Genomic DNA, 11524 nt, shown 5'->3' with positions numbered 1-11524 from the left:
CGAGCAGACCTTCAGGACCTGAGGAACGGAAGAAGAGCCATGAGCGCGTCACCGATCGGCCCCGGCCGGCCCAGGGATCCGGACGTGGACCGGCGGATCGCCCGGGCAGCGCTGGAGGTCTTCGGTGAGCTCGGCTGGCCCGGGTTCGCCATGGAAGTGGTGGCGCGTCGCGCCGGGGTCGGCAAGGGAACCCTCTACCTGCGCTGGACCGGCAAGGAGACACTGCTGGCCGATGCCCTGACCCATGGCCTGGCCCAAATCAGCGACGTCGACACCGGCAGTCTGCGCGGCGACCTGATCGAGCTGGCCCAGCAGATGCTCGACCTCTACGTAGGTCCGGCCAGCCGCGCCGCGCTGCGCCTGACCATGGAAGCCTCGGCTATACCCGAGTTCGCCGAGCACTACGAGGCGATGCGTACGGCGCAGATCCTGGCCTCGCGGGCGATCGTGCGCCGAGGCGTCAACCGGGGCGAACTGCCGGATGACACTCCCGTCACGCTGCTGCTCGACACCCTCGTCGGCGGCGCCATGCTGCACGCCCTCAGCACGCCGGCCGAGTCACGGACCACACTGGCCAAGGGGACCACGGGGCACGCCGAGCGGCTGGTCGACTTCCTGCTGCGGGCCGTCGTCAGGACCTGATCCCCAGCCCAGGCTATTGCAGAACGGTCACCGTGCCGTTAATCTCCGCGAAATACTGACGTTCACCGTTCCGATTTCGCGGTGCCGTCAGCCCTCCTGCGACAGGAGCTTCGCGATGGCCTTTCTCAGCGGTTACCGGATACTTGACCTCACCGACGAACGCGGCCTGCTGGCCGGACGCATCCTGGCCGAGCTCGGCGCCGACGTCGTGCAGGTCGAACCGTCCACCGGCAGCACCGCACGACGCCGCGGCCGCGGTTTCCTCTGGAGCGCGTACGCAGCCGGCAAACGTGGCATCACCGCCGACCTGGACACCACCGAAGGCCAGGACCTCGTACGCGCCCTGGCCGCCACCGCGGACGTGGTCATCGAGTCCGACGGCCCCTCGGTGCAGGGCCCCCGCGGGCTCGACCACCCCGACCTCGCCGCGATCAATCCCCGGCTCGTGTACGTCTCGATCACTGCGTTCGGGCGTACCGGGCCCAAGGCCGGGTACCACGCCAGCGATCTGACGGTCTGGGCCGCCGGTGGCCCGCTCGACGAGCACCGCGACGGCGATCGCCCGCCGCTGCGGGTCAGCCTGCCCCAGGCGTTCCGGCATGCCGCCACCGACGCGGCCGCCGGAGCCCAGCTGGCACTTCTCGCCCGGCACCACACCGGGCGCGGACAGCTCGTCGACGTATCCACCCAGGCGGTGCTCGGCGCCGCGACCCTGGGCCACGTGCTGGCCCATGCCGTCGGCGACCATCCGCGCGACATGTCCGCCGGGCACACGCTCGAGGTGAAGCGGGTCGACCAGTCGGGCAGCGGCGCGGCCACCGATCCGGCTCTGAAGAAATGGCCGTGCCGTGACGGGCTGATCGAGTTCCATATCGGGATCGGCCCGGCCTCCGGCGGTTTCACCAACGCCTTCCTGCGGTGGATGGCCGACGAAGGCGCCCCGGTCGAACGTTTCGCCGCGCTGGACTTCCGCACCGTCCCCGCGATGATCCAGGCGGGTGAGTTCAGCGACGACGACGTCCTTGAACTGCGGGCAGCCATCGCCGCGTTCCTGGGCGCCAAGACCAAGGACGAGGTGCTCGAGGCGGCGATGCAGCGCAGACTGCTGTGCGTGCCGATCTTCGACACCACCGATGTCCGGAACAGCCGTCAGCTGCGGGCCCGCGAATTCTTCCGTACGGTCGGCGAGCACACGCTGCCCGGGCCCTTCGCTCAGGTCAGCACCGACGCGTTCGCCGAGCCCCGGCCCGCTCCCCGCATCGGCGAGCACACCGCTGAGGTCACGGCCGAATGGCTCGACCCGGCGGCGCCCGGCCCGGCGGCGAGTCAGCAACCGCGGCGGCCGCTGGAGGGCCTGCGGGTACTCGACTTCAGCTGGGTCGTCGCCGGCCCGGTCATCGGGCGAGCACTGGCCGACTTCGGCGCCACCGTCGTCCGTGTCGAATCCTCGGTCCGGATCGAGACCGCCCGGTTCATGCAACCCTTCCAGGGCGGCGTCGTCTCCCCGGAGAACTCCGCGCTCTACAGCACCTGGAACGCCGGCAAGCTCGGCATGACCCTCGACCTGCAGTCCGAACAAGGCCAGCAGATCGCCCGCGACCTGGCCGGCTGGGCCGACGTGGTCGTCGAGTCGTTTTCCCCCGGCCTGATGGCCCGCTGGGGCCTCGACTACGCCACGCTCAGCGCCGACAACCCCGACCTGATCATGCTCAGCACCTCGATCAACGGACAGACCGGGCCCCTGAGCAAACTGGCCGGCTACGGCAACATCGGCGCCGCACTGTCCGGCTTCCAGGCCGCTGTCGGCTGGCCCGACCGCGGACCGTTCGGGCCGTTCGGTCCCTACACCGACTACCTCGGCCCTCGATTCGGCATCTGCACCGTGCTCGGTGCGCTGGAACACCGGCGGCGCACCGGTCAAGGCAGCTACATCGACCTGTCCCAGGTCGAGGCCGGCGTCTGGCTGCAAGCACCGGAGATCGCCGAGAACGCCGCCACCGGAACCGTGATCGCCCGGATGGGTAATGCCGACCGTGAACACGCCCCGCACGGCGTCTATCCCGGGCGCACCGACCCGGACACCGGCGCCGACCGGTTCGTTGCCGTCGCCGTCACCACCGACGACCAATGGCAGGCCCTCACCGGTGTCCTCGGGCGCGCCGACCTGCGCGACGACGACAGCCTGCGGACGGCGCCGGGCCGGTTGGCCCGCCGCGACGAGCTCGACGCCGCCATCGCCGCCTGGACCAGCACCCGCACGGTCGAAGACGCCGAGTCCGAGCTGCAGGCGGCCGGCGTTCCCGCCCACCGCTCGGCCGCCAGCCGCGACTTCTGCCTCGACCCGCAGCTGATCCACCGCGGCCACCTCGTCGAGGTCGCACATCCCTTGCATGGCACCACGACTGTCGAAGGGCCCCGGTATCTGCTGTCCGACACACCGGGCCGCGTCGACCGGGCCGCGCCCACCTTCGGTCAGCACAACGAGCAGATCCTGCGCGACCTGCTCGGCTACGACCAGAAGGCGATCGACGCCATCGTCGACGCCAAGATCCTGAAATGAAAGGCACCCGATGACTGACCCATGGATCCGCGACTGGGACCCGATGATCGACCTGGTCGGCACGGACCTGTCCGACGGTGAGATCCGCTGGGGCGCCGACCGCGTCGAGGCCGGCACGATCCGCCGGTACCTGGAACCCATCGAACTGGGAAGCCCGATCCACTACGACCTGACGGCCGCCCAGCAGTACGGTCACCCTGGCCTCGTAGCCCCGGCAACCAGCCTGCTCGCCTACACCTTGCCGGCGATGTGGAGTCCCGGACAGCCGACGAACTTCAGCGACTCGGCCCCGGACGCCCAACCGGACCGCACGCCGATCAACAACGCCGACCCGGGGCCCGCACCGGCCACCACCGGCTTCTTCGCCACCGACATGGAGATCGACTTCCTGCGGCCGGTGCACGTCGGCGAACGCCTCGGCAGCCGCGGCCGGCGCCTGCTGGCCTGCACGCCCAAGGAAACCCGGGTCGGCCGGGGCGCTTTCATGACCACCGAGTCCGACATCGTCGCCGACAACGGCGACGTCGTCGCCCGCATGCGTACCAGCGTGTACGCGTACAACCCGCACCCCACCGGGAGCAACGCATGAGCACCGACCGCCACATCGACGACGTCAAGGCCGGCGAGACGCTCGACCCGATCGACTACCCGATCACCGTCTACCGCCTCGTCATGGAGGCGGGCGCCAACCGCGACTTCAACTCCATCCACCACAACAGCCGCTACGCCCAGGGCACCGGCGCCCCCGACATGTACGCCAACACCCTGTTCCTGATGGGCATGTGGGAACGCCTCGTCCGCGACTGGGCCGGTCCCGGCGCCACGATCGACGCCATCCGCAAGTTCCGGATGGGCCGCTTCAACGTCGTCGGGCACACCACCACGGTCAGCGGCACCGTCCTTTCGGTCGACCCCGAGACCCGGCGCGTGACCATCGAGGTGCAGTGCGCCGACGAGCAGGGCGTCACGGTCGGCCCCGGCGAGGTCGACGTCACCCTGCCCCCACGGAGCTGACAAAGCTTGGAGCCGCCCGGGCGATTGGCCCGGGCGGCTACGGCTGGCGCCTCTGGCAGTTCATCCCGTGCGGTCGACGCCCCGCCGCGGGTCCTTGCGCTCGGCACCGGCGGGTGTGGGCGGGCTGTACGGGCGTGACGTCGCCGCCCATGGTCAACGCGGCAGCCCCAAGGCACGGCCGACCAGGTTGCGCTGAATGTCGATACTGCCGCCACCGACAACATGCATGATCGAGTAACGCAGGTTGTACTCGAAGGCCCCGCGCCCGGGTACGTCCGGCACGCCCTCGCCCAGTGCTGCGGCGGGACCGAAAATGCGTAGCGCGGCCTCGCTGAAGTCCTCGAGCAGCTGGCTTGCCAGGATCTTGGCCATGGGGGCTTCGAGACGGGCGCCGCCGCCGGTCTTGGCGGTGGCACGGACGCTGGCGTTGACCAGTACCCGGGCCGCCTGCAGCCGAGCGGCCAGTTCGCTGATCGTGCGCCGTTTGGCCGACCCGGCCGGTCCGACGGTGCCGGCCGGATCCTTACGTACCTCGGCGAGCAGGTCGTCGAGCAGTCGCATCACCGAGGCGGCGTTGTTCGCCATCACCACCCGTTCCTGCGCCAGCGCCTCGGTGATGACCTTCCAACCGCCATTGACCTCACCGATGCGGTCGGCGTCGGGCACCCGGAAGTCGTCGAAGAACGTGGAGCAGGAAATTTCCCCTGACAACGCCGTGTGCTGCTGGACCTCGAATCCGGGCCGGTCGACCCGGGTCAGGAACAGGGTGATGCCGGCATGTGGCGGCTTAGCGTCAGGGTCGGTACGGGTGGCCAGCCACACCCAGTCCGCCGTGTGCGCCCCGGTCCCCCACATTTTGCGACCGTTGACGATCCACTCGTCGCCGTCGCGTACCGCCTTGGTGCGTAAGCTGGCCAGGTCGGAGCCGACCTCCGGCTCGGAGTAGCCCAGATAGAACGGGAAGTCGCCGGAAGCGATCAGGGGAAGGATGCGGGCCTGCTGCTCCGGCGTACCGTGACGGATGACCGCCGTGCCCAGCATGTCAGCGGCGATCTTGCTGATCACGGTCAAGTTCTCGTACGCGAGTTCCTCACCGAAGACCATTTGCTCCTCCACCGACGCGCCTCGACCGCCGGCACTTTGCGGCCACGACATCGTCACGTAGCCGCTCTCGGCCGCGGCGTCGAGCAGCTCCCGGTTCGAGCCACCCATGTGCTCGACAGCGGCGGCCGTACGGAATCGGGTGGTGAAGGCCCGGACCTCACGGCGGAACTCCTCCGCGCGCTCGCCCAGCTCGAAAGCCGGCAGGCCTCGCGTGGATTCGATCAGGATGTCAGCCACGTCGCCGGCAGCAAGGGCGACGCCGTCGAGCAGGCTGGCGTCGGCGTGCACCCGCCGGAACAACCACGGCGCATCGTGCTCCTCGAAGTAGCCGGAAGCGGCCAGGGTGTGCTGTGCTCCGAACTGGGCCTGCACCGCTGCCAGGGCAGCGAACTGCACCGCGAGCTGGACGGCGAGGTGCCAGGTGTCGCGGCCGGCGAGGTGCGCATCGACGGCCGCACGGATCAGCGCCCGCGAGGCGGTCATGTCCGTGGCGCCGTTGACGGCCCGGTGCGACACCGCTTGGAAGGCGCCGATCGGCTTGCCGAACGCGACCCGTTCCTTGGCGTGGGCCAGGGAGAACTCGACGGTACGGTCGGCTGCCCCCACCGCCCGGGCCGCGAGCCCCAGCCGAATAAGGGCTTTCGCGTCCTCGACCGCCTCCGGCGCGGTCTTCGCGCGGAAGACGACATCCGCGCGCAGCTCTACGTCGGACCACGACGGCTTGGCAACGCCGGGCGTCTCGGTGACGCCGGCGATCTCGCGCACGATGACCTCGGCGCCGAGCAGCAGGACGACATGGGTGGCGGCCGATGCCGCCTCCACGAAACGCACCGCCGGTGTATCGGCTTCGACGACCGCGATCACCGGTCGTACGCTGCCATCGGCGATGCCGGCGGTAAGCTTCTCGTCGGCGGCCAGCAGGCTGCCCGTCACATAAACGTCCATGAGCGGCAGCGGGCAGGCGACCCGGCCGAGCCGGCCGAGCGCGGCGATCACCGCGTCGACAGCACCGGCCGACGCGAGGTCCGTCCACCCGTACTCCGCGGCCCCGGCCCAGAGAAGGCGCAGTTCCGCACCGAGCGGGTCCTCTCCGGCGCTGCGCGCGTGAGGCCAGCGGGTCGACAGAACGCCGTCGACAGCGCCGGTGAAGTCCTGAAGTTCTTCCGCGGTCAGTCCTGGCATAGCAGGTCCTCCGAACGAGATGGGCCGAGGGCGGCCTGGTGGAAGCCGCCCGGGCAGAGACCGCCCGGGCGACTGGGTGCCGCTGCGCGGCTAACGATTGACCCACCGCGGCTTGCGCTTCTGGGCGAAGGCGGTCAGGCCTTCGATGGCGTCCGCGCTGACCATCAGGTCGTCCAGGGCGGCACTGTGGTGCGTGACGGCGTCGACCACGTCGGGGATGCCCCGGGTCTCCTCCATCACCTGCAGCGAGATACGCACCGAGGTCGGTGACGACTCGAGGATCTCGGCGGCCAGCTCACGAGCGCCCTCCAGGGCCCGGCCGGCCTCGGTGACCCGGTTGACCAACCCGTACGAGCGGGCCTCCTCCGCGGTGATCCGGCGCCCGGTCATGATCATCTCGTTGGCCACCTTGACCGGTACCGTGCGGGGCAGGCGCACGACACCACCGGCCCCGGCAATCAGGCCGACCTTGACCTCGCTGAGCGCGAACTGCGCGGTCGCGTCGGCGACGACCAGATGACTGGCCAGGGCGATCTCGCAGCCGCCGCCCATGGCGAAACCGTTGACCGCCGCGATCACCGGCTTGGGCATGTGCCGGCGCGAGGTGAGCCCGGCGAACCCGTTCTTGGGCACCCACATCGGTTTGCCGGAGCCGGAGTAGATGAGGTCGTTGCCCGCGCTGAACGCTTTGTCGCCCGCGCCGGTGAGGATGGCGACCCACAGGTCGTCGGCGGCGAAGTAGGCGTCGAAGGCGTGGTCGAGCTCGTCGTTGGCCATCGGGGTGAGGCTGTTGCGGGCCTCCGGCCGGTTGATCGTCACTTCGAGCAGGTGCCCGTCGCGGCGGACGAGGATGTTGTCGTAGCGTTCGCGCAGCACGGCCGGCTGCGGCGGGAACAGCTCGTCGATCGCCGCGTCGGAGACGCTGACCCGGTTCCCGAAGCCGAACGAGCGCACGTAGACGCGCTGCCCGATCGGTTCGCCCGTGCTGAGCAGGTCGAGGATGGCCGTGTCCCGGTCGTCGCTGCGGGCCACGAATCGCCGCCCGTCGGCCTCGAGGCGGCCGATCACGATGCCGGTCCGCCCGCCGGTGCGGTCGTGCTTGACGGTGTACGTCTCGATGGTCGCCCAGCCGTCGGCCTGCCGCGCTTCCTCGGGGGCCGGCCACGCGTTCACCTCGGCCTGCAACGCCGCGCTGTTGTCGTTCTTCCAGGGCGACGGGGTGGTGGTGTAAACGCCGACGGAGTACTTGCTCATCAGCCCGCCGTTGGCGCTCACGAAGCCGTAGCTGCCCGGTTTCGAGCGCACCAGATTCACGGTCGAGGCGATCGCGTGCATGGAGTAGTTGTTACCGGCGCCGCCGAAGAACGGCAGCCCGCCGGTCACGGTCAGTCCGCGCGGGTCATCGGCCGACAGGCCGAACGCGTCCACGATGTTGAACACGGGCGCCGGGAAGCAGCTGTACAGGTCGATCGAGGCCAGCTCGTCGAAGCTCACGCCGGCCACCGCGAGAGCTTCCCGGGCCGCCAGCACCGACGCCGGCGACGCCGACAGATCGTTGCGCTCCATCAGGTCGCGCTCGCGCAGGTCGGCGTGCCCGGCCAGGAACACCCATTTCGATTCGGGGATACCGAGCCGGCGGGCGGCGCCGACCGAGGTCAGCAGGACCGCCGCTCCCTGGTTCACCTTCTCCCGCGCGACGACGTAGCGGGTGTAGGGCTCGGCGATGACACGATTCTTCTCGGTCGGTGTCATCAGCTCAGCCGCGGAGCGTTCGACCGGTGCCGAGGAATGCGGGTTGGCCGCCGCGACCCGGGTGAACGGCGCGAACAGCTCACCGATGGCGGCGGCGTACTCGTCACGGGAGAGCTTGAGCCGGGCCCGGCGGGCGTTGTCGAACAGCGCGTACTGGCTCGGCGCGTCGGTCAGCCCGTGCGTGCTGTGGTGCATGTTCACCAGGCCGCGCAGGCCGTAGCCGCGGTCCTCGAGGTCGCCCTCGGGGTGCTCGGTGAAGTCCGGCTTGTCGTCGGCCTTGGCGAACCGCTCGATCGTCGAGATCGCCTCCGAGCCGAAGAGCAGGACCACCTCGGCCTGACCGGCGGCGATGGTGGCGGCAAATTCGTTGACCAGGTGCTGCGGGCTCTGACCACCACCGACCTCGAGGACGGCCCGCTTCGGGTCGGCGCCGAGCCGGCCGGCGACCGAGCGCGGGTAGTTGTCCGAGCGGCCGAGCAGGGCCCGAGCGCCGGGAATCGACGTCTCGAACTGCCGGGTGCCGGCGACGGTGTCGATCTGTGACGGGTCGATGCCGGCGTCGGCGACGGCCTCCCGGGCGGCGTCGGCGGCCAGGTCGACCGGGGACCGCCGCCGGTAGTCCGGTGAGTCGAGCAGTTCGGAGGACTGTCCGACGCCCACCACGATCGGGGTGTGCGGATCGAGGTCGGCAAGATCATGGGACATGGCACGGCTCCCCTATTACTGAACGACTTTCGTTCACTTAGTAAGGACTGTATCGTGACGGTAACCGTTCAGCAATGCGTTGGACGGCAAGCGAAGGAAAGGTGGCTGCGGTGAGCTCACCAGCCGCGACGGGGCGCCCGCGCGATCCCGAGGTCGACCGCCGTATCGCCCGAGCGGCCCTCGACGTGTTCGGCGACGCCGGCTGGGCCGGGTTCGCGATGGAAACCGTCGCCCGCCGCGCCGGCGTCGGCAAGGCCTCGCTCTACCTGCGCTGGAACAGCAAACAGGCACTGCTCACCGACGCGTTGACCCTGGGCCTGCCCCGGGTCAGCGACGTCGACACCGGCACCCTGCACGGCGACCTGGTCGAACTGGCCACCCAGATGCTCGACGTCTACGCCGGGCCGGTGAGCCGGGCGGCGCTGCGACTCTCCCTTGACGCGGGTCAGATTCCGGGTGTTGCCGAACAGTTCGAGGCAATGCGGGAGGCACAGATCCGCGCGGCACGCGCCATCGTGCGACGCGGGATCGCCCGAGGCGAACTGCCCGAATCGGCGTCGGTCACGCTGCTGCTCGACACTCTGCTGGGCGGGGCGATGATGCACGCCCTGTCCACTCCACCCGACCGGCGTGCTGAACTGGCCGATGACACCGCGCCGCACGCCCGGCGACTAGTCGACTTCCTCATGCACTCGGTCACCGCGGGCGCCGGCGCATGATCGTCACCGGAACCGCCCAGCAGCAGGCCTGGCAGCGGCGCGAGCTGCCGCCGGTCGAGCAGGTTCGTGACGACGTGTGGTCCGTGCCGGTACCCATCCCGCACAACCCGTTGCGATACACGCTCAGCTACGCGTTCGTGAACGACGGCGGCATCCTGCTCGTCGATCCGGGCTGGGACACGCCTGAGGGCCGAGCCGCGCTGGAAGCCGGCCTGAATCGGGCCGGGGCCACGGTCAGCGACATCACCGGCGTCGTGGTCACGCACGTGCACCCGGACCATCACGGGCTCAGCGGCTGGCTGCGCGAGCAGAGCGGCGCCTGGATCGGCATGCACCCGGTCGAGGCACAGACCTTGCCCGTACGCGTCTGGCGCGATCGGCAGCCGTCGGACGACCGCGGATGGCTGATCCGGCACGGCGTTCCGGACGACGAGGCCTCCGCGATGACCGTCGACCCGGAACAGCTGCGCGGCGTCTTCGCCATGGCCGAACCGGATCGCGCCATCGAGGACGGGGACCTGCTGCCGGCGGCTGGGCACGAGCTGCGCGCCGTGTGGACCCCCGGCCACACGCCCGGGCACCTGTGCCTGCACGACCCCGGCGACGGCATCCTGCTGACCGGCGACCACCTCCTGCCCCGGATCAGCCCCAACATCGGCGTGCATAGCGGCAACGACGGCGATCCGCTCACCGCCTATCTGGCTTCGCTGGAGCAGACCGCTAAGTTCGCCTCGGACGAGGCCCTGCCGGCCCACGAATATCGCTTCCGCGGCGTCGGCGAGCGCGCCGCGGAACTGATCCACCATCACGAGGAGCGCAGCCGAGAAATCCTGAGCGCCATCGACCCCCGTACCGGGTCGACCGCCTGGGCCATCGCCGCCGCGCTCACCTGGTCGCGGGGGTGGCCGGCCCTGCACGGCATGATGCGGCGGATGGCGCTGGCCGAAACCGTCGCTCATCTGCAGCACCTGGACGCACTTGGCTCGGTCCGGCCGTTCGGGGCCGTTTCTGTCCGGTGGCAGCTCACCGAGATCGGGCTGAATGCAGCAGTACGGGAATCAGAAAGATTGCCTCAACGACCATCATGACGAGCCCGCCCGCACGCTGGTCAGCGATCGGACCGAGAAGCGTGCCGGCGTGAGCATGCCCGGCCACGAGGGGCTGGCTACTGATAAGCAGCGCCAGTCCGATCAGGCCGCCGGGAATGCTCGCGGTGTAGACGGCAGCTCGCCGCAGGCGGGCGACGGCGGGCCGTGAATCGCTCAGCACCGCAGTCCACAGAATGAAGCCTACGAGGAACGTCAGCACAGACAGAACGGTGCCGGTAAACCCGGACCGGATGCGCGGCCTGCTGGAGATGGCCGAGCCCGACCGGGCCGTCGAAGACGGCGACCTGCTCCCCCTGGCTCGGCACGAGGTACGCGCGGTGTGGACGCCGGGCACACCCCCGGCCACCTCTGCCTGCACGACGCCGCCGCCGGCATCCTGCTCACCGGCGACCACCTGCTTCCCCGCATCAGCCCGACGATCGGCGTGCACCCCGGCGCCGAGGGCGACCCGCTCACCGCCTACCTCGACTCGCTGGAGCAGACCGGTAAGTTCACCGCCGAGGAGGCGCTGCCCGCCCACGAGTACCGCTTCCGCGGCATCGACGACCGGGCCGCCGACCTGATCCGCCACCACGACGACCGTAGCCTCGAGATCCTCCGCGTCATCGACACCCTCGGCGAGCCCACCGCTTGGACGATCGCCGAGCGGCTCAGCTGGTCGCGCGGCTGGGACAGCCTGCAGGGCATGATGCGCCGCATGGCCCTCGGAGAGACCCTCGCCCACCTGCACCACCTGG

The 11524-nt window shown here is 70.2% G+C and carries 9 protein-coding genes; 6 read left to right on the top strand and 3 right to left on the bottom strand.

Annotated elements, in window-relative coordinates:
• Positions 1 to 39 precede the first annotated feature (39 nt).
• From JKJ07_RS16860 to JKJ07_RS16845, 4 genes are all read left to right on the top strand, one after another.
• A complete protein-coding gene (locus JKJ07_RS16860) occupies positions 40 to 642 on the top strand; it encodes a TetR/AcrR family transcriptional regulator (protein ID WP_202992494.1) in 603 nt (200 codons plus the stop codon).
• A 115-nt stretch (positions 643 to 757) separates the two neighbouring features.
• Positions 758 to 3202 carry a CaiB/BaiF CoA-transferase family protein gene (locus JKJ07_RS16855; protein ID WP_202992493.1) on the top strand — a complete coding sequence of 815 codons (2445 nt, stop codon included), beginning with the start codon at positions 758 to 760 and terminating at the stop codon, positions 3200 to 3202.
• 10 nt (positions 3203 to 3212) lie between these two features.
• Positions 3213 to 3791, top strand: a complete 579-nt coding sequence (locus tag JKJ07_RS16850) for an FAS1-like dehydratase domain-containing protein (protein ID WP_202992492.1) — start codon at positions 3213 to 3215, stop codon at positions 3789 to 3791.
• Positions 3788 to 4216 carry a hotdog family protein gene (locus JKJ07_RS16845; RefSeq protein WP_202992491.1) on the top strand — a complete coding sequence of 143 codons (429 nt, stop codon included), beginning with the start codon at positions 3788 to 3790 and terminating at the stop codon, positions 4214 to 4216. Before JKJ07_RS16850 ends, JKJ07_RS16845 begins: the two co-directional genes overlap by 4 nt.
• Positions 4217 to 4369: 153 nt before the next feature.
• Here JKJ07_RS16845 and JKJ07_RS16840 read toward each other — a convergent pair whose 3' ends face one another.
• Entirely contained in the window at positions 4370 to 6502 is a 2133-nt protein-coding gene (locus tag JKJ07_RS16840; protein WP_202992490.1) for an acyl-CoA dehydrogenase family protein, read from the bottom strand.
• Between the two features lie 90 nt (positions 6503 to 6592).
• Positions 6593 to 8959 carry an acetyl-CoA acetyltransferase gene (locus tag JKJ07_RS16835; RefSeq protein ID WP_202992489.1) on the bottom strand — a complete coding sequence of 789 codons (2367 nt, stop codon included), beginning with the start codon at positions 8957 to 8959 and terminating at the stop codon, positions 6593 to 6595.
• 110 nt (positions 8960 to 9069) lie between these two features.
• Between JKJ07_RS16835 and JKJ07_RS16830 the strand changes: the two genes are divergently transcribed.
• Both JKJ07_RS16830 and JKJ07_RS16825 read left to right on the top strand, forming a co-directional pair.
• Entirely contained in the window at positions 9070 to 9678 is a 609-nt protein-coding gene (locus tag JKJ07_RS16830) for a TetR/AcrR family transcriptional regulator (protein ID WP_307834292.1), read from the top strand.
• On the top strand, positions 9675 to 10766 hold the full coding sequence (locus JKJ07_RS16825; protein WP_202992487.1) for an MBL fold metallo-hydrolase: 1092 nt from the start codon (positions 9675 to 9677) through the stop codon (positions 10764 to 10766). Before JKJ07_RS16830 ends, JKJ07_RS16825 begins: the two co-directional genes overlap by 4 nt.
• Here JKJ07_RS16825 and JKJ07_RS51750 read toward each other — a convergent pair.
• Positions 10702 to 11511, bottom strand: a complete 810-nt coding sequence (locus JKJ07_RS51750) for a cytochrome c oxidase assembly protein (RefSeq protein ID WP_202992486.1) — start codon at positions 11509 to 11511, stop codon at positions 10702 to 10704. The genes JKJ07_RS16825 and JKJ07_RS51750 overlap by 65 nt on opposite strands.
• Between the last annotated feature and the right edge of the window lie 13 nt (positions 11512 to 11524).

Source organism: Paractinoplanes lichenicola, assembly GCF_016785085.1.
In the GTDB taxonomy this organism is placed as follows: domain Bacteria; phylum Actinomycetota; class Actinomycetes; order Mycobacteriales; family Micromonosporaceae; genus Actinoplanes; species Actinoplanes lichenicola.
The sequence above is the reverse complement of the archived record's forward strand: the minus strand, read 5'-3'. Positions and strand labels throughout refer to the sequence as shown.